The following is a 22,685-nucleotide window of genomic DNA, read 5'->3' on the forward strand; positions in this document are numbered from 1 at the left end:
GAACGAGCAGTGAGGGGAGGGATGCCGGGCGTCCGGCATCCCTCCCCTCACGGTGTCGGTGCCACGCCGGTCAGACGGGCAGCGGGCCGCGCGCGGCAGGTGCGCGGTGGTGGCTCGCACGGCGCTCGCGGAACCTGCCGATCTCGACGATGCCCACGCCGAGCAGCAGGAACATCGCGAGGATCGCGCCGATGTACAGCAGCGCCGAGCCGTAGCCGCCCGCGCCGTGCGGGTCGAGGAACGGGTACGGGTACCACCACGGCGCCGACCCGTCGGGGTTCGCGACGACCTCGCCGCGCACCATCGTGTACCCCGTCCAGACCAGCGGGTATCCGACGATGACCGCGAGCGACCACCACGGCAGTCCGCGCCGGCGCGGCGCCAGCAGCAGGTCGAGCACGAAGTAGATCGGCAGCGCGACGTGCAGCATCTCGATCGCGTACTGGTCGAGCAGGTGGATGCCGACGGTGTCGCCCAGCGCGACCGGCGACGGCAGCCCGCGCAGCAGCGCGTTGTACACGATGCCCAGCAGCAGCACCGGACCGGTGACGGCCGCGAGGGCGAGGGCGATGCCGAGGGGCTCGCGTGACGAGCCGGGGTGCCGCAGGTCCCACGCTGCGGCGATCAGCAGCACGGTCGCGCCGAGCAGCGTCGAGACGATCGTGAAGAGACTGAAGTAGTTCGCGAGCACGGCGCCGAGCGATTCGCCCAGCCGCGCAGCGCGGTCCACATTGACGATGAAGCCGGCGACGACCCCCGACAAGCCGGCGATCGCGGCTGCGATCCGAAACCATGCCCAGCGCATGTCCCACCCCCCAGATTCTGCGGCGACCCGCGGAGTGCGCGTCGCTGTTCCCGAGGTCGAGAGTGCTCTCGGCAATACGCGTCGGCGCGAAAAGTTGGCGCGGGAAAGCGCGGAAAACGCGCGCCCGACCGCGCCAGTTGTGGCAGTCCTACAACGTGTCAGCCGTTTGGGGGACAGGGTCCACAACCGCTCGTTCTGCGGTCCGTCGGCCCCACCAGAGGACGAACGAGGCGACCGCGAGGATGGCGATCGCGATGCCGATGACGTAGAGGATCACCGAGGTCCAGCCGCCGTCGTTGTTGGGGTTGAGGAACGGGTAGGGGTACCAGAACGGGTCGCCTGTCCCGGGGTTCGTGATCAGGGGGCCACGCACCATCGTGTAGGCGACCCACACGAGGGGGAACGCCACGATCCACCACAGGGATCGCCACGGCAGTGCGCGCCGTCGCGGGCCGACGAACAGGTCCGCGAGCAGGAAGAGCGGGCCGACGAGGTGCAGCACCTCGTTCGACCATCCGACGACCGCGCCGGGCTCGAGCGCGACGCCGCGCAGCAGCAGGTTGTAGACGATGCCGGTGATGACCATGTAGGTGGTGACGGCGGCCAGGGCCGTCGCGAGGCCGCGGGGCTCGGCATCCGCTTCTCGTCCCCTGGTCCAGAACCACAGCGCCGTCCACAGCAGCACGACGGCCGCGGCGGTGTTGGAGAGGATCGTGAAGAAGCTGAAGAAGTTCGAGACGATCGTGGCGACGTCTCGTCCGGCGTCGATCGCGCTGGAGACCGATCTCACCAGCTGGGCGACGATCGCCGCCACGGTCAGGGCCGCCATGGCGGCCCGCGCGATCGTCCAGCTCTGAGCCCACCCTGGTGTACGCGTCATGGGCACACGATAGCGAGCGCTGAGCGCCAGAGCGGTCAGGGGGTGCCGTGCCGCCGGTCTCGCGTCACCGGCGTCGTCCGGCCCGCCGCTGCGCCGTGGCGACGTACCACAGCAGCCAGACCCCGACGGGGATCAGCAGCATGCCGATGAGCCAGGCGATCTCGCCGACCGACTCCCCGGGGTAGGCGATCACCTCGGGGATCCTGGCGAACAGCTCGCCCGGGCTGTCGGCGTGCGCGCCTTGGGCGCCGAAGATGATGAGGCTCGGGATCAGGAAGACGAGCACGAGAAGGAACGCCATGGCGATGCCCGCTCGCCGCGCGGACTCGAAGTCTTCGTCGTCGACCGTCGCGCCGCTCGCTTCCGCGAATTCGCGCGGCCGGCGGATCGCCGACACCGGAAGCACCACGAACACCCATGCCACCAGGCCGGCCAGCAGGCCGAGGCCGAGGCCGGCGAAGAGCGACAGCAGCCAGGGGTTGCCCTCCTCGGCGTCGAACCAGTAGTGCCAGCCGCCGGGGTCGCGGGTGTCCGCGAGCGCCTGCTGCACCGGGGGGAGGACATAGGCGATGGCGATCGTCGCGGCCGATACGACCGACGACACCGCCGGGACGAGGAACATGCGCACCAAGGGGCTGGCGAGCACATCGCGTCCGGCCCAGAGGGACTCGATGACGGCATACGCCGTGATCAGCCCGGGCACGGCGAACATGATCAGGCCCCACCACGTCTCGCCCTCGGGGTCCAGCGCGGCGAGGTACATCGCGAGGATCGTCACCGGCACCGACAGGCCGATGAGCATCCAGGTGACGCGCGAGATCTGGGCGAGCACCGTCGTCGGCGGTGCGGCACCTTCGGCGCCTTCGGCGGGGTCCGTCATCATCTCGGCAATCCTGTCATGGGGCCCGGAATACGCTCTGACGGACGCCGCCGATAGGATGGGGTGTAACCGTCCATAAACGGGGGAGTAGCCCATGCCAGGCATCGTGATCGTCGGAGTCCAGTGGGGGGACGAGGGCAAGGGCAAGGCCACCGACCTCCTCGGTGAGCGCACCGACTGGGTGGTCAAGTTCAACGGCGGCAACAACGCCGGTCACACGGTCGTGATCGGCGACGAGAAGTACGCCCTGCACCTGCTGCCGTCCGGCATCCTCTCTCCCGGCGTCAACGCGGTGATCGGCAACGGCGTGGTGATCGACCTCGAGGTGCTGTTCGCCGAGCTCGGGGCGCTCAAGTCCCGCGGCGTCGACACGTCGCGGCTGAAGGTGAGCGCCAACGCGCACATCATCACGCAGTACCACCGGACGCTCGACAAGGTCACCGAGCGCTTCCTCGGCAAGCGGATGATCGGCACCACAGGCCGGGGCATCGGCCCCGCGTACGCCGACAAGATCAACCGCGTCGGCATCCGCGTGCAGGACCTCTTCGACGAGAACATCCTCCGTCAGAAGGTCGAGGGCGCTCTCGACCAGAAGAACCACCTGCTGGTCAAGGTCTTCAACCGCCGCGCGATCACGTGCGACGAGATCGTCGACGACCTGCTGTCGTACGCCGAGCGCCTGCGGCCGATGGTCGACGACACGTCGCTGCTCCTCAACGACGCGCTCGACGCCGGTGACGTCGTGGTCTTCGAGGGCGGTCAGGCGACCATGCTCGACGTCGACCACGGCACGTACCCGTTCGTGACGTCGTCGTCGGCGACGGCGGGCGGCGCGGCGACCGGCTCGGGCGTCGGCCCGAACCGCCTCGACCGCATCGTCGGCATCGTCAAGGCCTACACGACGCGTGTCGGCTCGGGCCCGTTCCCGACCGAGCTGTTCGACGAGAACGGCGACTTCCTGCGCTCGCGCGGCTTCGAGTTCGGCACCACGACCGGGCGTCCGCGCCGCGTCGGCTGGTACGACGCGCCCATCACGCGGTACGCGACGCGCATCAACGGCATCACCGACCTGGTGCTCACCAAGCTCGACATCCTCACCGGGCTCGATCAGATCCCGGTCTGCGTCGCCTACGACGTCGACGGCCGGCGCTTCGACGAGGTGCCGGTGAACCAGTCCGACTTCCACCACGCGAAGCCGATCCTGGAGTACTTCCCCGGCTGGAAGCAGGACATCTCCGGCGCTCGCACCTTCGAGGACCTCCCCGTCGAGGCGCAGGAGTACGTCCTCGCGCTGGAGGCGATGAGCGGCACCCGCATCTCGGTGATCGGCGTGGGCCCCGCCCGCGACGCCGTCATCGTGCGCCACGACCTCGTCGACTGACGTCTCTCGCGGCCTGCCCCTCGCTGAGATCAGGAGATCTCGCGTGTGCAGGACCATATTGCGCGGATCCGCCTGTGTGGGCGAGATCTCCTGATCTGGGAAAGGGTGTGAGCCGGGTGAGGTTCTGGCTGGGCGGGTACACCGCCGATATGGGCGGCAACGCGAGCGGAATCGGGATGCTGCTCGCCGGCGCCGCCGACGACGCCTCGGCCGGTGGCGCCCTGGCGTTCGCCGGCGAGGTCGCGCCGACCGAGTCGCCGTCGTGGCTGGCTGCGCACCCGAATCAGGACGTCGTCTATGCCGCGCTGGAGCACCGGCAGGTGGTGCAGGCGTTCCGCCGCACGGGCGAGACGACCTTCGCCCCGCTGGGCGAGCCGGTCGCGGCCGGCGAGGCCGTGTGCCACGTCGCCGTCGCGCCCGACGGCGGGTCGCTGATCGCGAGCTGCTGGGGCGACGGTCGCGTGGTGCGGATGACGGTGGATGCCGCCGGACGGCCGTCTTCGCCGGTCCTGGCTCCGGCGGCCGTGGATCCCTATGGTCCCGACGCCGGCCATGCCGCGTCGGCTCCTGAGCGTGCCGAAGGGCTCGACCTCGCGGCTGCCGCCCGCGCCCTGCGTGAGGCGGCAGGCGAGGAGTTCGCACACCTCGTGCCCGATCACGACAGACCCGACCACGACGAGCACGCCGCGGACGAGGCATCCGGTCGCCCCTCTCGGGCGCATGAAGCAGTGTTCCTGCCCGGCGGACTGGTCGCGACCACCGATCTCGGGTTCGACGTCGTGCGCTTCTGGCGTGCCGGTTCGAGCGGACTGAAGCCGCTGCAGCAGGTCGCACTGCCGAAGGGCAGCGGGCCGCGGCACATGGTGTGGCACCCGAGCGGGCACCTGTACGTCGTGACCGAGCTGTCGTGCGAGCTGTTCGTGCTGGCGGCCGCGGCCGACGGCACCTGGACCGTCGTGGGCGGCACACCGCTCGGCGCCGGGACGCTTGCGGGCGACAGCGCTGCGGAGCTCGCGGCGTCGCGCGACGGCGAGTTCCTCTACGCCGGCGTGCGCGGCAGCAACACCCTCGCCACGCTGCGCGTGCGTGGCGCCGGCGAGTCGGTCGCGCCCGTGGCGCTGGTGGACTCGGGGGTCGACTGGCCGCGCCATCACGTCGTGGTGCGCGACACCCTGCTGGTCGCCGGCCAGCTGTCGGACGAGGTCGCCTCGCTCGCCCTCGACCTGCGCACCGGGGTGCCGGGTCGTGTGCGGCATCGCACGCCCGCACCGTCGCCCACGTGCCTGCTGCCGGTGCGCTGATCCACAGGCCGTCGGGAGGCCGCGCGCGGCCTTGTTAGCCTGGTCGGTGGACGAAAGGGCGAGAGGCGGCGATGAGTTCGAATACGACGCTGAGCGGTGCCGCTCGCAACCGTCTGTTCGCATTCAACGGCACCGCGTGGATCGTCGGCCTCGTGCTCATCGTGATCATCGCGGTGGCGGTGCTCGCGAACGCCGTCGGCGACAGCGGCGGCGGCGCGTCGTCCGACTATGGCTATGAGCCGTGGCTCAACCCCGATCCGCCCGTCGCCACCGACGAGGGCGATGGCGTGTACAGCGGCGTCGACGGGTCGGTGATCCGGCTCACGGGCCTCGATCCGGATCAACCGCTGCTGGTGACCGAGCTGAACGACACCTACGTCGGCAGGGTGTACGTCACCGGACCGGGCGGCGAGGTCCTCACGCCTGGCGAGTACGGCGAGGCTCCCGAGTTCGACTCGTACTCCTCCGACGGCCAGCTGATCCTGGTGCCGCAGGCCGATGTCGAACTGTGGATCGACGGGTTCAGCGACGAGCGGTGGCAGCTCCAGATCACCGAACCCGAGGTCGAGCAACGCTCGGGGGTCGTGAGCGGCATCGGGCCGGCCGCCTTCTTCCTCGGCAGCGACGCCACGACGGCACGAGTGAGCGTGCGCGGTGACGGCTACCTCGACATCGAGACGGTCACTGTGGCCGGTACCACCGACATCTTCAGCTCCAGCGACGCGACCGATCAGTCCATCGCGTGGGCGGATGCCGACCCGGTGCTGTTCCGAATCGAGGCGGGGAGCGACACGGCGTGGAGCATCGACTTCCCTGACGCTCCCGCGGCGTCCGACCAGACGCCGGCGGCCACGCCCACCGAGGGCGCGCCCACGCCGGGCGCGACCGAGGGGGCGACGCCCTGATGAACGGACTGGAGCGCATCCGCCGGTTCTCGCTGGTGACGTGGATCTTCGGCAGCATCGTCGTCGCGGTGATCGCCTTCATCGTGTTCCCGCAGGTCGCGGTGAATCCGCGCACCGGCGAGATCGAGGTGGGAGGCGACGCCTACAACGACGGTCCGCGCCCGTGGGAGGTCGCCGACCCGCAGGAGTACACGGTCGTCGACGGCGAACTGCACGGCACGAGGGCCGGCGGCTTCCTGCGTCTGCCGGCCGGCTCGCCGCTGATACAGCTCACCGGTGGTTCTGACGTCGAGCAGGCTGACTGGGTCGACGTCTACCAGCAGCTGGGCACCCAGACCGACACCGAGGCCGGAGACTGGGATTACCCCGGCTACCTCGGCGCGCTGTACCCGGACGCCGAGGTCCTGGTGCTGGCTTCGACCGACGCGGACGGTCTGCTGTGGTTCGGCCAGTCCGAAGCGGACTGGACGGTGAAGGTGACCGAGCCCGAGGTCACGCCGATGGACACGACGTCCGCGTCGGGCACCGGCAACGCCGTGCTGATGTACGAGGGAGACGCGCTCAGCGGACGCTTCCAGCACACCGGCACGGGCGTGTTCCTGGTCGGTGCCGTCACCGTCGGCGACTGGGAGCGTCTGGTCAACGAGGTCGACGAGGTGGACGAGCGCGTGTCCTGGGACCCGACGGACCGCGTCGTGTTCCAGGTCGAGGCCGACACCGGCGACGGCAGCTGGACGATCACGCTCGACACCCCCGCCGGCACCGCCTCCGAGCCCAGCGCGACCCCCACCGGCGATCCGCCGACCCATGCGACACCGGAGCCGACACCGTGACCGATCGCCGCACACCGGCCGCCGGCATCCATTCGATCCCCCACACCGAGGAGCTGACGTGACGTTCGCCGACACACTCACCGAGGCGTTCAAGGCACGCCTTCCGCTGCTGTACATCGAGACCGGCGAAGAGGTCCGCGCGATCGCGGCGATCTCGGACGCCGCCGAGACGCAGCGCCACCCGCGGGCTCTGTGGACGTGGAGCGCCGCCCTCGGTCTCGTGGGACCCGACGGCAAGTCCGTCGCCAACACCGTCAACCCGGCGCGTGCGCTGCAGCACGTCGCGGGCGTCGATACCCCGAGCGTGTTCGTGTTCTGCGACCTGCACGCGTACCTCGGCGGCGACCACCGCCCCGGCGACCCGGTGCTGGTGCGCACGGTGCGCGAGACCGCTCTGGAGTTCCGCCACGGCGACGTGTCGCGCACGCTCGTGATCACCGCGCCGGTGCGGATCATCCCGCCCGAGCTCGAAGAGGTCACGCACCTGCTCGACTTCCCGCTGCCGACCGCGGCCGAGATCCGCGATCTGCTCGAGACGATGATCGAGAACAACGCGTCCGGCGACGGGCGGATCCGAGTGGATGCCGACGACGCTGCCCGCGAGCAGCTCGTGCATGCCGCACTCGGGCTGTCGATGGCCGAGGCCGAGAACGCCTTCGCCCGGGCCATGGTCAACGACGGCAGCCTGTCGGCGCAGGACGTGCCGATCGTCCTCGACGAGAAGCGCCAGGTGGTGCGCAAGTCGGGCGTGCTGGAGTTCGTCCAGGCCGACATCGACCTCGACGACGTCGGCGGTCTCAACAACCTCAAGCGCTGGCTGTCGCGCCGCGACGGCTCGTGGCTCGGCAGCGCCCGCGACTACGGGCTGCCCGCACCGAAGGGCGTGCTGATCACCGGCATCCCCGGCTGTGGAAAGTCGCTCACCGCCAAGGCGACCGCCGCGTCGTGGGGGCTGCCGCTGCTGCGCCTCGACATCGGCCGCATCTTCTCGGGCCTCGTTGGCTCGAGCGAGCAGAACCTGCGCACCGCGATCGCGACCGCCGAGGCCGTGGCGCCGTGCGTGCTGTGGGTCGACGAGATCGAGAAGGGCTTCTCGAACACGACGGGCCAGGGCGACTCGGGCACCACCGCGCGTGTCTTCGGCACGTTCCTGACGTGGATGCAGGAGAAGCGGCATCCCGTCTTCGTCGTCGCCACCGCGAACAACATCGACTCGCTGCCGCCGGAGTTCCTGCGCAAGGGCCGCTTCGACGAGATCTTCTTCGTCGACCTGCCGACCGCGCACGAGCGCGAGGCGATCTGGCGCCTGCAGCTGCGCTCACGCGCATCCGAGGCGAACGGGCTGGAGGCGATCGCCTCGGACGACGCAGCGGTGGCGGCGCTCGCCGCCGCGAGCGAGAACCACTCCGGTGCCGAGATCGAGCAGTCGGTGGTGGCGGCGCTGTACGAGGGCTTCGGCGGGCGCGCGTCGATCGGGCTCGACACCGTGCGTCAGGTCGTCGACACCATGATCCCGCTCGCGGTGACGCAGGCCGAGCAGGTGCAGCGCATCCGGGCGTGGGCGACCGAACGTGCGGTGCGCGCGACCGGGACCGAGGACCTGGATGCCGCCGAACTGACCGGCGCCACGACCGAGGGCGCACTGTCGTCGCGCCGCGGCGGCCGCACGGTGGACTACTGAGGAGGAGCCGGGACATGGCCAAGCAGCTCGTGGTTCGGCTCCGCGCCGACGGAACGGTCGACGCCGAGACGATCGGCATGCACGGCGCGGAGTGCCTCGACCATATCGAGGCGCTGGAAGCCCTGCTCGACGCCGAGACGGTGTCGTCGAGCTTCACGCAGGATTACACCTCTGCCTCGATCTCGGAGACGGCTTCGCAGGGCGTCGACCAGTCGGACGGCGCGCCATGACGACCGTCGTCGGCCCTTCCGCCCCCATGGCGCAGTCGCCCGGCCGGGGCGGGGCGGACTCGCTGCTCGGCACGGTGGCACCGCCGCCCCGCGCGGCGACCGACGTGCGCTGGTCGCGGTTCCTGCCGGCCACCGAGGCCGAGGGCCCGGGGGTGCGGGCCGCGGTGTGGCTGCAGGGCTGCGCCGTCCACTGCCCCGAATGCTTCAACCCGCAGCTGTGGGCTCCACGCGGCGGCATCGTGACCTCCGTCGAAGAGCTCGCCCCGGCGTGGGTCGAGCAGGCGCTGGCCGCCGGGGCCGACGGCGTCACGCTGCTCGGCGGCGAGCCCTTCGAGCAGGCGCGGGGTGCGGCATCCATCGCGGAAGCGTTCCGCGAGGCGGGCCTGGGCGTCATGACGTTCAGCGGGCATCCGTACGAGCTGCTGCGGACGTGGGCCGACGGTGGGCGCGACGACATCGCGGCGCTGCTCGCTGCCACCGACCTGCTGTGCGACGGACCCTACCTGCGCGACCTGCCCGACACGGCACGACCGTGGGTGGGGTCGCGCAACCAGGGCATCCGCGCGCTCAGCGAGCGTTACGCGGCCGAGGTGCGTCAGATCGCGGCGTCGGGCGGCGCCGATCGCGTCGAGGTGCGGATCGCCCGTGACGGCACGGTCGCGGTGAACGGGTGGGCGACGGATGCCGCGCTGGCGGCGCTGCTCGACGACCTGGGCGTGCGCGCCGACAGCCCGGCCCAGATCGCCGCGGCAGACAGACTCGCCGCGGCAGACAGAGAACGAACGAGAGCGGAGGCCACGCGATGAGCGTGTCGCTGATCCTGATCCCCGCGGCGCTCGCCGCCGCCACCGCCATCTCGGCCGCCGGCGGCATCGGCGCGCTCACGCAGCTGGGCGGTGCGCACGAGCACGACGAGACGCCCGACGCCGCGACCGCCGACAGCGGGCCCCGGCCGATCGAGGTGCGCACCCGCATGAAGGACCCCGACCTGCTCGGCGACGCGCTGCGCGACCTCGGGGCGACGCACGTGACGCAGGCAGCCGATGACGTGACCGCGGTGATCGACGGGATCGAGCTGCGCATGACGCGCTCCGAGGACGGGGTGTGGGCGGCGCACTTCGAGCGCGAGGACGGCCTCGAGCTGGACGAGGCGACGGCCGCCGGCATCGTCGCGCGGCTCGACGCCGCGTACGCCCTGCGCGTGCAGCAGACGGTCGCGGCCCGCATCCGTGAGCGGGCGGAGTCCGCCGGCTTCGAGCTGGTGTCCGAGACGCGGGACGACGACGACACCGTGACGATGGTGCTCGACGTGAAGGACTACGCATGAGCAGCACCGCCCGCACCGCCCCGGCGACAGACGTGCCGAGCGTCGGCTGGCTGCTCGGCATGAGCTCGTGGATGCTGCTGACGCTCGTGCCGGGGCCGATGTTCGCATGGCTCGGGTTCGGGATCGTCGGCGTCGCCTCGCGAAGCCGACGCCTGATCATCCTGGGCGTGGTCTGGGCCGCGGTCGCGATCCTGGTCAATCTCGAACTGTGGGGGCAGGCGCAGCCGATCGTGCGTGCGGTCGCCTACCTCGCCGGCATGGTGTGCGCGCTCGCCGTCAACCCGGGGTGGCTGCGCACGATGTGGCAGCGACGGCTCGACAAGTCCGGCATGGGTGTGACCTCGGCACGTGCCGCCGCGACCGGAGCCGCGGCCTCAGGCGCCGCGACGAGCGGCAACCGGGCGAGCCGCCGCAGCCAGGCCAAGAGCACGCAGCGCGCGCAGCAGAAGGCGGCGCAGCAGAAGGCGGCGCAGCAGGCGAAGACGCAGGCCGCGCCGGCCCGCGATCGCACGGCCGAGCTCGCCGCGGCGGTGGGCGCGACCACCTACGATCTGCTGGACACCCCGGCCGAAACTGCCGCGGAGAGACCGGGGACGTCGAAGCCCGCGGCTGCCCAGGTGCCGGACGCGTCTGCCGAGCCCGTCGACGTGAACACCGCGACGGCCGCCGAGCTCGAGGGCCTTCCCGGGGTGACCAAGGCCCGTGCACGCAAGGCCGTGTCGGAGCGCGAGGAACAGGGCGGCTTCAGCTCACTGGAGGACTTCGGCGAGACGCTCGGCCTCCAGCCGCACGAGATCGTCCGCCTGCGCAAGGTCGCGACGTGCTCGCCCCGCCCCCGCGGCGAACGCCGCTTCGGGCGCCGCGTCGACTACTGATCCGCGCTCGCCGGCCGCTCAGTCCGGGCATACGCGGCACGTCCATGCCCGCACGTCGTCGAGGCACTCGGGCCTGCCGCCGACGCGTACGAGGTTGTTCTCAACGTGTTCGAATCACATCAAACGGATCGGTCGAGGCCGCTGGGGGGCGGGAGGTCGTGTCCGAGTCGTCGTACAACGAGTTCGGGTGGCCTCGAAGAGTGATCTTCCTGTCTGGTGGGAGGATCCGTTTCTCGACTGCCCGCCGACGGGCGAGCCGCAGCCTCGTCTTGATACGCGGCACTCGCCCGAGGCGGTTCCACACCCAACGCTACGAAAACGCGCAGGATCGTGTCGAGCGTCGGATTCGCGCAAGCGCCAGAGGGCGTGCGTCCGCGCTCCAGACACCCATAGGCATGCGCGGATAACCCCGCCTCATTGGCCACCTGTTCCTGAGACCGCCGCTGTGCATTTCTCGCCTGACGTAGTACAGATCCCAGGGATTCGGCCGCTGTCTGCTGACGGGTCACGTGTTCGGCCTCGTTAACTTGCACAGTCCGCTCCTCTTCCTCAAGAGCTTGTATGCGTGAGGATCGCGTCCACGGGCCGAACCAATCTCGCGCTTGGCGCCCGGCATGCCTGTTTCGACCTATGGCTGACGTAGATCTCAGATCTCGTTACTGAATCGTGATATGTGTCCGGGAGTGAGCTTGGTGCGGTCGGTCGGCAGTGTCTCCGAGCGTCGGCGATGTCCGACGCATACTCGCGTCCACTGGATCAATTTCCCAACTGGAGTTTATTGTGCAGCTACGACGGCCCGGATAGCCTGCAGCCAGCATATGACCGAGAGGAAGCGTATAGAAAGTGACACGGTAGTGGTGGCCATTGCTTTGCGCCGACGCGTCTGGTTGATAAGCACACTCCTTGCGGGTTCGGCTTTGGGTTTGTCGGGGTGCGCTGTAGAAGCGCTCCCTGCATACCTCAGGGCTCCGCAAGATTCGTCTGATCAACTCGATATTGACATTTCTACGAGTGGAATCGTCGACTCGAGCACGAGGTATCTCGGTGAAGATTCTCTGGGGGACAGTATCTTCGCGGCGAGCCGTTCGAGAGAGGACGGGAGGACGGACGTTTGCCTTCTGATCGTCGATCCCTCGAACAACTGGGTGAGCGGGTGTGGTGCGGAACTGCCTGTTTCCGTTTCCACCTCAACCGTCACTGGAGTGCTATTTGATGAACCCGTTCAGTCGACTGATACTGGTGAGGTGGTTGGCGACTATGTTGTCGTCACTCCATATCGGCCATGAACGGCTCTGGATCCCGCGCGATCGTGGATGCGGTCGACCACGTACTCGGCGTCGCGCCCCATGCCCATGAGCGTCGGCGATGCGACGGAGTACTGGAACGGCAGGCCGACGAAGGCCAGCCCGGGCACGCGCGTCGCGAGCCCGCGCTCATGGTCGGGCCAGGCCTCGGCGTCGAACGCGTCCGCGATGTCGATGAACGCCAGATCGGGCCGCGAGCCCGTGCACCACACGACCGTGGTGGCGTCCGATGCCTCGACGCCGTCGAGCACCGGTCGCCCGCCCGCGACGCCGGTGACGCGTCCGACGCGACGGATGCCCGCGCGATCGAGGTCCGACAGATGGTTGCGCACGAGGTTGACGCCGTGGCCGCGGTGCTCGGCCGCGAACCGGCGTCCGCGCTCGGTGTCGAGCGTCAGACCGCGCAGCCGCCGGATCGCGACGCCGGCGATGAGGTTTCCTATCACGGTGTCGACGCGGCCGGGGACCTGCCCCGGGTGGCGACCCGCGATCGTCGTCGCGTGGCCCGCGCCTGCCGCCTCGAGGGCGAGGTCGGTGCCCGAGTTGCCCGCACCCACGACGAGCACGGAGCCCGGGGCGAGGTCTTCGGGTCCGCGGTAGTCGAGCGAGTGCACTGTGCGGATCGCCGGATCGAGGTCGCGCGCGAACGGCGGCACGATCGGCACATGGTGGGCGCCGACCGCGATCACGACGTGATCGGCGACGAGCTCATCGCCGCTCGAGAGCGCCAGCCGGAACCGGCCGTCGCCGTCGCGCGAGAGCCGCCTCACGCGGGTCGAGAGGCGCAGCGGTGAGCCGATGGCAGTGGCGCAGCGTTCCAGATAGTCGGCCAGCTGCACGCCTGTCGGGTACGCGAACCAGCCGATGTCGAGGCGCATCCCGGGCAGCTCGGCCCACCGTCGCGGGGTGAAGAGCCGCAGCGAGCGGTAGCGCTCGCGCCACGTGTCGCCGACGCGCTCGGAGCCGTCGACGATCTCGTGGTCGATGCCGCGCGCGGCGAGCAGCCGCGCGGTGTGAAGCCCTGCGGCGCCGGCGCCGATGACGACGGTGTCGCGGTTTGTGGTGTCCATGTCGTCCTCCCTGCGCTCACGGTAGGTCGCGCCTCGGCGCCCGGGCATCGGCAGAATTGACCAATCTGTTCATCCGTCACAGATGTACGCGAACAGCCCGGTTGGGCGTACATCTGTGACGGATGAAAGTGAGTCGGGGGTGGATGCTGCCACCCGCAGCGTCTACCGGGTCGGGGCCAGACCGTGCTCGAACGCGTAGGCGGTGGCGGCCGACCGGCTCGGCACGGCGAGCTTCGCGAGGATGCTGCCCACGTGCCGGGCGACGGTGCGCTCACTGAGGAACAGGTGCTCGGCGATCCGCCGGTTCGACCACCCACGCGACACCAGCGACAGCACCTCGAGCTCGCGCCGGCTGAGTCCTGGATCGGCGGCTGCGGGCGATGCGGCGGCCGCGCGTTCCAGGCGCATCAGATCGGGGATCGCCCCGAGGCCCTCCAGCACAGCCCGTGCCGCGTCGAACTCGAGCTCGGCCCCCTCGAAGTCGCCGAGATCTCGCGTCGCCGTCCCGATCGCGACCCGTGTGAGCGCCGCGTCGTACGGGGCGTCCAGCCGCCGCCACGCCGCCCACGCGGCGCGCAGCCGCGGCAGCGCGTCCGCCGGTCGGCCCTCGGCGATCGCGAGCTCGCCGTCCGCGCGCGACGTCAGCGCCCGCAGGTGCACCGTGTCGAACAGCGCAGCGCACGCCGCGAGCTCGGCTGCGGCATCCCTCGCGTCATCCGTGCGCCCGCGGTCCAGCGCGATCCGCACCGCAGCGGTCAGCACCTCGGCGCGCGTCGACGGATCGACGGCCGCGCCGCGTGCCGCTGAGACCCCGGCCCACGCCCCCGCGATGTCGCCCGCGTCGCGGTGCAGCAGGGCGAGCGCGGGCTGCACCGCGCGCCCGAGCGCGGCCGCGCGTCGCAGCGCGTCCCGGGCGGCCTCGGCGCGCCCCGCGACGCGGTGCAGGTCGGCCACGCGGTACCAGGCGTTCGCGAGCGTCTCGGTGCGCTCCTCGGTGGCGCACACCTGCTCGGCGGCAGCGACGGCGCCGGCCCATTCGCCGCCCAGCTGCATGACGCTCGCGCGGTGCAGCGTGCACTCGCCGCGGAACGGCGCGAGCCCCCGCTGGGCGTCGCACCAGTCGCCGAGTTCGCGCGTCCACACGCGGGCGCGTTCGATGTCGCCGCGGGCGAGCAGGCTCGCGATCACCGCGCAGTACGCGGGGCCCGCAGCGCGGTCGCTCACGAGTCCGTCCGCGATCCGCAGCATGACGCTGTCGAACGTCGCGAACGCCTCGGGCACCCGCCCGTCGGCCAGCAGCGCGCGGCCGAGGCCCATCGTGGCCAGGGTCGCGGTGTCGTGGTCGGCTGCGGCATCCGCCTTCTCGATCGCGTCGCGATAGAGCGGAAGGGATGCCGCAGCCTCACCGTGTGCGAAGGCCGCCGTCGCCGCGCACAGCACGCGAACCGCCTCGGTCGCCGGTGTCGCGGCGGGCCGGGCGCACAGCTCCATGAGCCGCGCCATCCACGCACCTGCGCGGATGGCGTCGCCATGCTCGCTCAGCGTGAAGCCGAGCCAGAACACGCAGCGGACGGCCGCCACGAGGTCGCCGTCGTCGAGGAAGCGCAGCTGCGCGCGTTCCCACGCGCGCTGCGAGACGTCGTCGCGGCCGACGAACCACGCCGCCTGGCCGAGCTCGTCCAGCTCGTCGCCGGCCAGGGTGGCCTCGTGGGCGACGAGCTGCTCGAACCGTCCGGTCCAGTCCACGACGGCGGCGCCGCGGATCGCCATGCGCAAAGTATGGGCGCGCGGGGGTCCGGCGGCAAGACCGCCTACGGCAAGACGCTCCGCGTCAGAACTTGGCGTCCTGCTTGGGGATGAAGACCTGCTTGATGATCAGCAGGATCGAGGCCGTCACCGGGATCGCGACGAGCGCGCCGAGCAGGCCGAGCAGCGTGCCGCCGACCATCGCCCCGATGACGACGAGTGCGCCGGGGACCGCGATCGCCTTGTTCATGACCTTCGGCGTCAGCACATATGCCTCGAGCTGCATGTAGACGAGGTAGATGATCGCGAAGATCAGCGCCGGCAGCCACCCCGTGAACAGCGCGATCACGGTCGCGGTCATCCAGTACAGCACCGAACCGATGAGCGGGATCAGCGTGATGCAGAAAGCCAGCACGCCCATGAGCGCCGGGAACGGCAGCCCGAGGAACAGGTGCAGCAGGAACGCGACGATGGAGTTGCAGAACGCCAGGACGACCATGCCCATGAGGTACGCGCCGATCGAGTCGGTGATCTGGTCGGTCATCGCGCCGGCCTTCGCGCGGTTGCGCGCCGGCGCGAACCGGACGAACGCGACCTTGATGCTCGGCAGTCCTGCGAGGAAGTACAGGCTCAGCACCAGCACGATGATGAGGCCCGAGATCGTCGTGCCGACGTTCACCGCGAAGTTGACCACGCCGCCGCCGATCGCGGCGATGTTCGCGGGGTTGGTCAGGAACTTCTCGACCTGGTCGGTGATCTGACCGACCTGATCGCCGAACGTCGAGCTCAGCCACGCATAGAAATCGGACGCTTGGAAGTCGTCGACGATCTGCGGCAGATCCGAGATGAAGGCCGAGACCTGCTTCACGAGCGTCGGGATCACCAGCAGCAGGACGCCCGCGAAGACCAGCGCGAAGGCCGTGTACACGATCACGATCGCCCACGGCCGCGACACGTGGTGCGTGCCGAACCAGCGCACCACCGGGTCGAGGCCCAGCGCGGCGAACAGTGCGAACACGACGTAGATGATGATCGTCGAGAGGTTCCAGAAGGCCAGGCCCAGTGCCACCGCGACGAGGGCGCCGAGGGTGAGCAGCAGGCCGAGCTGGAACGGGCTGTTGAGGTTGGCCCAGAACGTCTTTCCCGCGGGGGCCTCACCGGTGAACACGGGCTGGCCGTCGGGACCGGTGACGCTGCCGTCGGCGTTCGCCGTGAGGTCGGCCGAGGTCGCCGCAGGCCGCGCGTCGGTGCCCGCGAGCGGATCTGCGGAGAGGGGCTCGGCGGCTTCGGCGCGCGTGGCGCCCAGCGAGGACGAAGCATCGGTCATGCGACACACTCTAGGGCCGCCCACGCGGGCGCACGAGCGACGGGCGGCAACATCACACGGATGACATGACGTGCCGGCACGGCATCACTCCGCCCGGAGATCCGGCGTCAGGCCCCTCGGGTAGGGTCGAGGGGCGAAGGAGGACCCCATGACCGAAGACCCCTCGGCGACGCTCACGCGGCTGCGCAGCAGCATCGACAACATCGACGCCGCCCTGGTGTATCTGCTCGCGGAGCGCTTCAAGGCGACCAAGCAGGTGGGGCACCTCAAGGCCGAGCACGGCATGCCGGCGTCCGACCCGGCGCGCGAGGAGCAGCAGGTCGCGCGCCTGCGCAGCCTCGCCGAGCAGGCCGACCTCGATCCGGCGTTCGCAGAGAAGTGGTTCAACTTCGTGGTGGCCGAGGTCATCCGCCATCACACCGAGGCCGCCGACAGCCGTTGAGAAAGTGGGATGCTGCCCACGCCCTGTCCACGCATCGCTGTGCGGAGCCTCGGGGCCGCGAGGGCCCAGACGCCCGGCATCCCACTCCTCCCGCTGTCGAAGCCGATTCAGGGAGTCGCGCGCCGCAGTGTGAAGAACGACGCCACCGCGATCACCGCTGCCAGCAGGAGACCCCACAGGCTGAGCCCGAGCGCGCCCTGCGTCATGATCCACTCGAACAGCGCCGCCCACGCGTTCGCGCGGCCGACGAGGTACATCGCCGCGACCAGCAGCACGCCGATGCCGACGAGCGTGAGGGTCAGCCCCAACGCGCCGAACCGCTTGTAGAGCAGCGCGCAGCCGAAGCCGACGACGAACAGCAGCATCGCGACGCCGAAGTAGACGACCGCGGCCGCCGCCGGACCCTGCTCCCACACCCACGGCAGGCGGAAGAACCAGCCGTTGAGCCCCCACCCGTTCGTGGCCTGCTCGAGGAAGCCGCCGACGACGAACACGGCCGCGAGGATCACGGACGTCAGCACCGCGGTGAGCAGCGTGCCCAGGTAGAACTCCCGGCGCGTGATGCTCAGCGCCTGCGAGAACGGGAACGACAGCGTCATCGCCTGGACGCCGACCGCGAGGAAGTACCACAGCGGAGCCTGGGCGCCGCCCCCGTACTTGGGGCCGTCGACCGGGATCATCGCGTAGATCGCGAGGCTCATCAGGAACGAGGCGCCGAGGATGATCAGCGGCAGCCAGATGAAGGTCTGCCGGTTGATCAGCTGCATGCGGATCACATTGACCGTGCGGTTCATCGGAGTGCTCCTTCGTCGAGGGCGGACTGTTCCGCGGCGTGCTGCGTCGTGCGGACGATGAGCTGCTGCAGCGAGACGGGTGCGACGTCCAGGCCCGCAACGGCCAGGCGCTCGCGGTCGGCGAGGGTGAGCGCGCCGAGCACGGTGACGGATGCCACATTGCCGAGGCTCTCGCGGTGGATCACCTGCCGACCCTGTACGAAGGCGTCCACGGCCGACGCGTCGCCGACGATGTTCGCCGCGCGATCGCGGACCGCGTCGGTTGCCTCGTCCATCACGATCCGGCCCCGGTCGATCACCAGCACGCGCTCGATGAGGTTCGCCACCTCGTCGATCAGGTGGCTGGAGAGGATGACGGTGCGCGGGTGCTCCGTGTAGTCCTCGAGCAGCCTGTCGTAGAAGATCTGGCGCGCGACCGCGTCCAGTCCGAGGTACGGCTCGTCGAAGAACGTGATCTCGGCGCGCGCCGCGAGCCCGATGATCACGCCGACGGCCGAGAGCTGACCGCGCGACAGCTTCTTGATGCGGCGGTTCATCGGCAGCTGGAAGTCCTCGACGAGGCGATCGGCGAGCTCCTGGTCCCAGTTCGGGAAGAAGAGGCGAGCAGCGCCGAACGCATGACCCGGCTTCGCGTCGTCGGGGTATTTCTGGCTCTCGCGCACGAAGCACATGCGTGAAAGCACCTTGGCGTTCTCGTACGGCTGCATCCCGAAGACGCGCACATCCCCGCTCGTCGCGAAGTTCTGCGCGGTGAGGATCGACATGACCGTGGTCTTGCCGGCGCCGTTGCGGCCGAGCAGGCCGTAGATGGTGTCCTTCTCGATGGTGAAGCTCACGTCGTCCACTGCGACGACGTCGCGGTAGCGCTTGGTGAGGCCCTTCACCTCGATGACGTGCGTCCCGGTCGTCATCGTGGGTTCCCTTCGGTGGTGGCGGCCGTCGCCGAGGCGCGGTCGCGAATGAGCTGTTCCAGGTCTTCGGGCCCGAGCCCGAGCTTGCGGGCTTCGATGAGCAGCGGCTCGACGAAGCGATCGGCGAAGGCGCTGCGCCGCTCGTTCAGCAGCAGCTCGCGCGCCCCCAGCGCCACGAACATGCCGATCCCTCGGCGCTTGGAGAGCACGCCCTTGTCGGTGAGCATGGCGATTCCCTTCGCGGCGGTGGCGGGGTTGATGCGGTAGAAGGCGGCGAGCTCGTTGGTCGACGGCGCCTGTGCCTCTTCGGCGAGGCTGCCGTCGATGATCGCGTCCTCCACGCTCTCGGCGATCTGGAGGAACAGCGCCCGGCCTTCTTCGATCACGTTCCGCTCCGCTTGGTCGGTTAGTTACTTGAGTAACTAACCATGCAACGACGCACGGTGCGGTGTCAAGCCTGGTCGGCGCCCATCCTTCGGCCGCACGTGGTATCACGCGTGCGCGGAGTAGCGAAACGGCCGATCGGTGTCGAATTTGCGACCCATGCGGTCGCATGAAACGGTGGGTGAGGTCCTTCACGGGCCCACACCGACCAGTCCGCGGTCTCTGGTGACGTTCACCCGAGCGTCAGACCGGTGAGCGTATGGTCGGCGGCCGCGGCGCGGATCCGACATCCGCAGCGTGAGCGGCCGCCACCCGGGCGCGACCGATGCAGCTCCTGCACCGGAGCTGCCGAGGTGCACAGTGACGCTTCCGCCTGCCATCGAGGCGAAGAACCTGTTCAAGGTCTTCGGACGCAACCCCAAGGACGCCGTCAAGCGGCTCCGTGCCGGCGCGACGCGCGCCGACGTCGCCGACGCCGGCTCGGCCGCGGTCATCGACGCCAGTTTCACCGTCCAACCGGGCGAGATCTTCGTGATCATGGGGCTCTCGGGCTCCGGCAAATCGACGGTGCTGCGCATGCTCAACGGACTGCTGCCGCCCACCGCGGGCGATGTGCGCGTGCAGGGGAAGAGCGTCGTGGATGCCTCGGCCAAGACCCTGCGCGGCATCCGGCGCCGGTCGATCTCGATGGTCTTCCAGCACTTCGCACTGCTGCCGCACCTCTCGGTGCTCGACAACGCGGCGTACGCGCTCGAGATCCAGGGAGTCGGACGCGACGAGCGCCGGGAGCGCGCACGCGAGATCCTCGACAAGGTCGGGCTGGGCGACCGCGCCGACGCGATGCCCGACGAGCTGTCGGGCGGCATGCGCCAGCGGGTCGGCCTCGCCCGCGCGCTCACCGCGGGCACCGACATCCTGCTGATGGACGAGGCGTTCTCGGCGCTGGACCCGCTGATCCGCCGCGAGATGCAGGAGCAGCTCATCGACCTGCAGCGCGAGCTCGGGCGCACGATCGTGTTCATCACGCACGACCTCAACGAGGCGATGTTCCTCGGCGACCGCATCGCGGTCATGCGCGACGGGCGCATCGTGCAGACCGGCACACCGGAAGAGATCCTCACCGATCCCGCCAACGACTATGTCGCGCAGTTCGTGCAGGACGTCGACCGCGCCCGCGTGCTCACCGCGGGCTCCGTGATGGCCCCGCCGGTGGCGACCACGCCCGTGAGCGCCGGCGTCCGCGGCGCCCTGCGTGTCATGCGCGACCTGCAGGTCGGCTCGGTGTCGGTCATCGAGAACCGCCGCTTCGTCGGTGCGGTGACCGACCGCGCCGTCATCCGCGCGGTCAAGGCCGGCAACACCGATCTGTGCTCACTCGTGCGGGGCGGCCGCCCCGCCGTGCACGTCGACGACCCGCTCACCGACGTCGTGGAGCGTGCCGTCGAGAGTCCCGTGCCGGTCGCCGTCGTCGACGACGCCGGGCGCCTGGTGGGCACGATCCCGCGCGTCACCCTGCTCGCGGCCCTCGGCGACGTGCCGGCGGTCACGCGCGAGAACCCCATCATCGACGTGCCGGCGAGCGTGCCGGTCAGTGAGATCACCCAGACGCTCGCCGTCGTGGAATCGCCGGGCTCGGCCACCGCGACGCTCGGCGGCCGCGCGGCACCGCCCACGCGGATCACCCCGGGCGGAGCCGGCGCCGCAGCAACCACCACCGCGACGGAAGGAGCGGCCCGATGAACGACTTCCCGCGACTCCCGCTCGGCGACGCCGTCGAAGGCGGCGTCCGCTGGCTCATCGACGCCCTCGGAGGGTTCTTCGACGTCGTCGCCGTGATCTTCGGCGGCCTCTACGACTGGCTCGACGCGTCGCTGTCGACTCCGCCGTTCTGGGCTGTGATCCTCGTGATCGCCGCGTTCGCGTACTGGTCGAAGGGCCTCATGCTCGCGATCGGCAGCGCGCTGGGCCTGCTGGTCATCGTGGCCGTCGGCCAGTGGGCCAACGCCATGGACTCCCTCGCCCTGGTGATCCTCGCCGCCGTCGTCGCGATCGCGATCGCCGTGCCGCTCGGCATCTGGGCCGCTCGCAGCGACCGCGTGTCGGCGGTGCTTCGCCCGGTCCTGGACTTCCTGCAGACGATGCCGGCCTTCGTGTACCTCATCCCCGCGATGCTGATCTTCGGCGTCGGACCGGTGCCCGGCATGGTCGCGACCATCGTGTTCGCGCTCGCCCCGGGCGTGCGCCTCACCGAGCTCGGCATCCGCGGCGTCGACGCCGAGATCGTCGAGGCCGGCCACGCGTTCGGTGCGTCGCCCGGCCGCATCCTGCGCCAGATCCAGCTGCCGCTCGCGATGCCCAGCATCATGGCCGGTGTCAACCAGGTCATCATGCTGAGCCTGTCGATGGTGGTCATCGCGGGCATGGTGGGCGCCGGCGGCCTGGGCGGCGCCGTGGTGCAGAGCCTCAGCCGCATCGACATCGCCCTGGGCGTCGAGGCGGGTCTGTCGGTCGTCATCCTCGCGATGATCCTCGACCGCGTGACCTCCGGATTCTCGACGCCGCGCGAGCGCGCGCCGAAGACGAAGGATGCCGCCACCGCCGCGACCGCGACCGCCGCCGCGGCGACCGCCGACGAGCCGAAGGCGGCGGCATCCACTTCCACCACCGCCGCCGACGACCGCAGCCCGGTCGCGGTCTGAGACGAGAGGACCCGCACATGACGAAGCGACGCATGATCGCCGCAGGGCTCGCCCTTGCCGGCACCGCCGCCCTGCTCGTGAACGGCGCGGTCGCCCTGACCGGCGGCACGGACGGCGCCGAGAAGGGCACCATCACGGTGGCCGTGTTCAACGGCTGGGACGAGGGCATCGCCGCGTCCGAGCTGTGGAAGGCCGTGCTCGAAGACGAGGGCTACGCCGTCGACCTCGTGTACGCCGACCCCGCTGCGGCCTACACGGGCATCGCCAAGGGCGAGTACGACCTGACCCTCGACACCTGGCTGCCGCTCACGCACGCCGAGTACATGGAGACCTACGGCGACGACCTCGTCGACCTCGGCTCGTGGAACGACGAGGCCAAGCTCACCATCGCGGTGAACGAGGACGCCCCCATCGACTCGCTCACCGAGCTCGCCGCGAACGCCGACCTGTTCGGCAACCGCCTGGTGGGCATCGAGTCGGGCTCGGGACTGGTGACCGTCACGCAGAACGCCGTGATCCCCGGCTACGGACTGGAGGGCATGCAGTTCGTGACGTCGTCGACCCCGGCGATGCTCACCGAGCTGCAGGCGGCGACGGATGCCGGGCGCGATGTCGCGGTGACGCTGTGGCGTCCTCACTGGGCGTACAACGCGTTCCCGATCAAGGATCTCGAAGACCCGGACGGGCTGCTCGGCAATGCCGAGGGCATCCACACCGTGACTTCGACCGGCTTCGCGGACGAGTTCCCCGAGGTCGCCGCGTGGCTGGAGGCGTTCCGCATGGACAACGAGCTGCTGTACTCGCTCGAAGACGCGATGTTCCGCGACGGCGGCCAGGACGACTACGGTCCCATCGTCGCGGAGTGGATCGCCGACAACCAGGACTACGTCGACACCCTCACGCGCTGACG

General features: G+C 70.3%; 23 protein-coding genes. 13 read left to right on the plus strand and 10 right to left on the minus strand.

Annotation, left to right across the window (positions count from 1 at the left end; translation table 11 throughout):
• Positions 1 to 70: 70 nt before the first annotated feature.
• The 3 genes from IF188_RS05570 to IF188_RS05580 all read right to left on the minus strand — a co-directional run bounded on the left by IF188_RS05570 (position 71) and on the right by IF188_RS05580 (position 2,568).
• On the minus strand, positions 71 to 805 hold the full coding sequence (locus tag IF188_RS05570; RefSeq protein ID WP_191170807.1) for a Pr6Pr family membrane protein: 735 nt from the start codon (positions 803 to 805) through the stop codon (positions 71 to 73).
• Positions 806 to 953: 148 nt separating this feature from the next.
• Positions 954 to 1,685: a Pr6Pr family membrane protein gene (locus IF188_RS05575; protein WP_224751520.1), complete on the minus strand. Its 732-nt coding sequence runs from the start codon at positions 1,683 to 1,685 to the stop codon at positions 954 to 956.
• Between the two features lie 64 nt (positions 1,686 to 1,749).
• Complete coding sequence (locus IF188_RS05580) at positions 1,750 to 2,568, minus strand: hypothetical protein (protein WP_191170808.1); 819 nt, start codon at positions 2,566 to 2,568, stop codon at positions 1,750 to 1,752.
• A gap of 91 nt (positions 2,569 to 2,659) precedes the next feature.
• On the opposite strand from IF188_RS05580, the gene IF188_RS05585 reads away from it, so the two are divergent.
• The 9 genes from IF188_RS05585 (at position 2,660) to IF188_RS05625 (ending at position 11,098) form a co-directional block, all read left to right on the plus strand.
• On the plus strand, positions 2,660 to 3,946 hold the full coding sequence (locus IF188_RS05585) for an adenylosuccinate synthase (protein WP_191170809.1): 1,287 nt from the start codon (positions 2,660 to 2,662) through the stop codon (positions 3,944 to 3,946).
• 116 nt (positions 3,947 to 4,062) lie between these two features.
• The gene (locus IF188_RS05590) at positions 4,063 to 5,247 is read left to right on the plus strand and encodes a lactonase family protein (RefSeq protein ID WP_191170810.1); all 1,185 of its coding nucleotides are present in this window, start codon (positions 4,063 to 4,065) and stop codon (positions 5,245 to 5,247) included.
• Positions 5,248 to 5,318: 71 nt separating this feature from the next.
• On the plus strand, positions 5,319 to 6,152 hold the full coding sequence (locus IF188_RS05595; protein WP_191170811.1) for a hypothetical protein: 834 nt from the start codon (positions 5,319 to 5,321) through the stop codon (positions 6,150 to 6,152).
• Positions 6,152 to 6,985 (plus strand): hypothetical protein, encoded by an 834-nt coding sequence (locus IF188_RS05600; RefSeq protein WP_191170812.1) that lies wholly within the window; start codon positions 6,152 to 6,154, stop codon positions 6,983 to 6,985. Before IF188_RS05595 ends, IF188_RS05600 begins: the two co-directional genes overlap by 1 nt.
• A 58-nt stretch (positions 6,986 to 7,043) precedes the next feature.
• The gene (locus tag IF188_RS05605) at positions 7,044 to 8,666 is read left to right on the plus strand and encodes an AAA family ATPase (protein ID WP_191170813.1); all 1,623 of its coding nucleotides are present in this window, start codon (positions 7,044 to 7,046) and stop codon (positions 8,664 to 8,666) included.
• 14 nt (positions 8,667 to 8,680) lie between these two features.
• Positions 8,681 to 8,896, plus strand: a complete 216-nt coding sequence (locus IF188_RS05610; RefSeq protein ID WP_191170814.1) for a DUF2997 domain-containing protein — start codon at positions 8,681 to 8,683, stop codon at positions 8,894 to 8,896.
• Positions 8,893 to 9,702, plus strand: a complete 810-nt coding sequence (locus IF188_RS05615) for a 4Fe-4S single cluster domain-containing protein (protein WP_224751521.1) — start codon at positions 8,893 to 8,895, stop codon at positions 9,700 to 9,702. Before IF188_RS05610 ends, IF188_RS05615 begins: the two co-directional genes overlap by 4 nt.
• Positions 9,699 to 10,223 (plus strand): hypothetical protein, encoded by a 525-nt coding sequence (locus tag IF188_RS05620; protein WP_191170815.1) that lies wholly within the window; start codon positions 9,699 to 9,701, stop codon positions 10,221 to 10,223. The genes IF188_RS05615 and IF188_RS05620 overlap by 4 nt, the downstream gene beginning before the upstream one ends.
• Positions 10,220 to 11,098, plus strand: coding sequence for a ComEA family DNA-binding protein (locus IF188_RS05625; protein WP_191170816.1), 879 nt, complete (start codon positions 10,220 to 10,222; stop codon positions 11,096 to 11,098). Before IF188_RS05620 ends, IF188_RS05625 begins: the two co-directional genes overlap by 4 nt.
• Before the next feature lie 119 nt (positions 11,099 to 11,217).
• Here the strand turns inward: IF188_RS05625 and IF188_RS20650 are convergent, their stop codons facing one another.
• The 4 genes from IF188_RS20650 to IF188_RS05645 all read right to left on the minus strand — a co-directional run bounded on the left by IF188_RS20650 (position 11,218) and on the right by IF188_RS05645 (position 16,545).
• The gene (locus IF188_RS20650) at positions 11,218 to 11,631 is read right to left on the minus strand and encodes a helix-turn-helix domain-containing protein (RefSeq protein WP_396652741.1); all 414 of its coding nucleotides are present in this window, start codon (positions 11,629 to 11,631) and stop codon (positions 11,218 to 11,220) included.
• Positions 11,632 to 12,353: 722 nt separating this feature from the next.
• On the minus strand, positions 12,354 to 13,472 hold the full coding sequence (locus tag IF188_RS05635) for a flavin-containing monooxygenase (RefSeq protein ID WP_191170818.1): 1,119 nt from the start codon (positions 13,470 to 13,472) through the stop codon (positions 12,354 to 12,356).
• Between the two features lie 162 nt (positions 13,473 to 13,634).
• The gene (locus IF188_RS05640) at positions 13,635 to 15,242 is read right to left on the minus strand and encodes a LuxR C-terminal-related transcriptional regulator (RefSeq protein WP_191170819.1); all 1,608 of its coding nucleotides are present in this window, start codon (positions 15,240 to 15,242) and stop codon (positions 13,635 to 13,637) included.
• A gap of 61 nt (positions 15,243 to 15,303) precedes the next feature.
• A complete protein-coding gene (locus IF188_RS05645) occupies positions 15,304 to 16,545 on the minus strand; it encodes an AI-2E family transporter (RefSeq protein ID WP_191170820.1) in 1,242 nt (413 codons plus the stop codon).
• Positions 16,546 to 16,693: 148 nt separating this feature from the next.
• On the opposite strand from IF188_RS05645, the gene IF188_RS05650 reads away from it, so the two are divergent.
• Positions 16,694 to 16,987 carry a chorismate mutase gene (locus IF188_RS05650; RefSeq protein WP_191170821.1) on the plus strand — a complete coding sequence of 98 codons (294 nt, stop codon included), beginning with the start codon at positions 16,694 to 16,696 and terminating at the stop codon, positions 16,985 to 16,987.
• 107 nt (positions 16,988 to 17,094) lie between these two features.
• Here IF188_RS05650 and IF188_RS05655 read toward each other — a convergent pair whose 3' ends face one another.
• Genes IF188_RS05655 through IF188_RS05665 form a run of 3 tightly spaced genes read right to left on the minus strand, consistent with a single transcriptional unit; the run spans position 17,095 to position 19,078 of the window.
• Positions 17,095 to 17,781: a hypothetical protein gene (locus IF188_RS05655; RefSeq protein ID WP_191170822.1), complete on the minus strand. Its 687-nt coding sequence runs from the start codon at positions 17,779 to 17,781 to the stop codon at positions 17,095 to 17,097.
• On the minus strand, positions 17,778 to 18,692 hold the full coding sequence (locus IF188_RS05660) for an ABC transporter ATP-binding protein (protein ID WP_191170823.1): 915 nt from the start codon (positions 18,690 to 18,692) through the stop codon (positions 17,778 to 17,780). The genes IF188_RS05655 and IF188_RS05660 overlap by 4 nt, the downstream gene beginning before the upstream one ends.
• Positions 18,689 to 19,078 carry a GntR family transcriptional regulator gene (locus tag IF188_RS05665; protein ID WP_191170824.1) on the minus strand — a complete coding sequence of 130 codons (390 nt, stop codon included), beginning with the start codon at positions 19,076 to 19,078 and terminating at the stop codon, positions 18,689 to 18,691. Before IF188_RS05665 ends, IF188_RS05660 begins: the two co-directional genes overlap by 4 nt.
• A 358-nt stretch (positions 19,079 to 19,436) precedes the next feature.
• Between IF188_RS05665 and IF188_RS05670 the strand changes: the two genes are divergently transcribed.
• From IF188_RS05670 to IF188_RS05680, 3 genes are read left to right on the plus strand one after another with little or no spacing between them, the layout of a single operon-like run.
• Positions 19,437 to 20,816, plus strand: a complete 1,380-nt coding sequence (locus IF188_RS05670; protein ID WP_191170825.1) for a quaternary amine ABC transporter ATP-binding protein — start codon at positions 19,437 to 19,439, stop codon at positions 20,814 to 20,816.
• On the plus strand, positions 20,813 to 21,775 hold the full coding sequence (locus IF188_RS05675) for an ABC transporter permease (protein ID WP_191170826.1): 963 nt from the start codon (positions 20,813 to 20,815) through the stop codon (positions 21,773 to 21,775). The genes IF188_RS05670 and IF188_RS05675 overlap by 4 nt, the downstream gene beginning before the upstream one ends.
• 17 nt (positions 21,776 to 21,792) lie before the next feature.
• Positions 21,793 to 22,683 carry a glycine betaine ABC transporter substrate-binding protein gene (locus IF188_RS05680; RefSeq protein ID WP_191170827.1) on the plus strand — a complete coding sequence of 297 codons (891 nt, stop codon included), beginning with the start codon at positions 21,793 to 21,795 and terminating at the stop codon, positions 22,681 to 22,683.
• The last annotated feature ends 2 nt before the right edge of the window (positions 22,684 to 22,685 follow it).

The sequence above is a fragment of the Microbacterium helvum genome, assembly GCF_014779795.1.
In the GTDB taxonomy this organism is placed as follows: Bacteria; Actinomycetota; Actinomycetes; order Actinomycetales; family Microbacteriaceae; genus Microbacterium; species Microbacterium helvum.

What these genes read in the sequence shown, in the direction of transcription:
- IF188_RS05625 (WP_191170816.1), top strand. Translation starts at nt 10,220, where the DNA reads ATGAGCAGCACCGCCCGCACCGCCCCGGCGACAGACGTGCCGAGCGTC.
- IF188_RS05650 (WP_191170821.1), top strand. Translation starts at nt 16,694, where the DNA reads ATGACCGAAGACCCCTCGGCGACGCTCACGCGGCTGCGCAGCAGCATC.
- IF188_RS05655 (WP_191170822.1), bottom strand. Translation starts at nt 17,781, where the DNA reads ATGAACCGCACGGTCAATGTGATCCGCATGCAGCTGATCAACCGGCAG.
- IF188_RS05680 (WP_191170827.1), top strand. Translation starts at nt 21,793, where the DNA reads ATGACGAAGCGACGCATGATCGCCGCAGGGCTCGCCCTTGCCGGCACC.
- IF188_RS05675 (WP_191170826.1), top strand. Translation starts at nt 20,813, where the DNA reads ATGAACGACTTCCCGCGACTCCCGCTCGGCGACGCCGTCGAAGGCGGC.
- IF188_RS05570 (WP_191170807.1), bottom strand. Translation starts at nt 805, where the DNA reads ATGCGCTGGGCATGGTTTCGGATCGCAGCCGCGATCGCCGGCTTGTCG.
- IF188_RS05660 (WP_191170823.1), bottom strand. Translation starts at nt 18,692, where the DNA reads ATGACGACCGGGACGCACGTCATCGAGGTGAAGGGCCTCACCAAGCGC.
- IF188_RS05645 (WP_191170820.1), bottom strand. Translation starts at nt 16,545, where the DNA reads ATGACCGATGCTTCGTCCTCGCTGGGCGCCACGCGCGCCGAAGCCGCC.
- IF188_RS05615 (WP_224751521.1), top strand. Translation starts at nt 8,893, where the DNA reads ATGACGACCGTCGTCGGCCCTTCCGCCCCCATGGCGCAGTCGCCCGGC.
- IF188_RS05640 (WP_191170819.1), bottom strand. Translation starts at nt 15,242, where the DNA reads ATGGCGATCCGCGGCGCCGCCGTCGTGGACTGGACCGGACGGTTCGAG.
- IF188_RS05610 (WP_191170814.1), top strand. Translation starts at nt 8,681, where the DNA reads ATGGCCAAGCAGCTCGTGGTTCGGCTCCGCGCCGACGGAACGGTCGAC.
- IF188_RS05620 (WP_191170815.1), top strand. Translation starts at nt 9,699, where the DNA reads ATGAGCGTGTCGCTGATCCTGATCCCCGCGGCGCTCGCCGCCGCCACC.
- IF188_RS05635 (WP_191170818.1), bottom strand. Translation starts at nt 13,472, where the DNA reads ATGGACACCACAAACCGCGACACCGTCGTCATCGGCGCCGGCGCCGCA.
- IF188_RS05580 (WP_191170808.1), bottom strand. Translation starts at nt 2,568, where the DNA reads ATGATGACGGACCCCGCCGAAGGCGCCGAAGGTGCCGCACCGCCGACG.
- IF188_RS05600 (WP_191170812.1), top strand. Translation starts at nt 6,152, where the DNA reads ATGAACGGACTGGAGCGCATCCGCCGGTTCTCGCTGGTGACGTGGATC.
- IF188_RS05575 (WP_224751520.1), bottom strand. Translation starts at nt 1,685, where the DNA reads ATGACGCGTACACCAGGGTGGGCTCAGAGCTGGACGATCGCGCGGGCC.
- IF188_RS05585 (WP_191170809.1), top strand. Translation starts at nt 2,660, where the DNA reads ATGCCAGGCATCGTGATCGTCGGAGTCCAGTGGGGGGACGAGGGCAAG.
- IF188_RS05595 (WP_191170811.1), top strand. Translation starts at nt 5,319, where the DNA reads ATGAGTTCGAATACGACGCTGAGCGGTGCCGCTCGCAACCGTCTGTTC.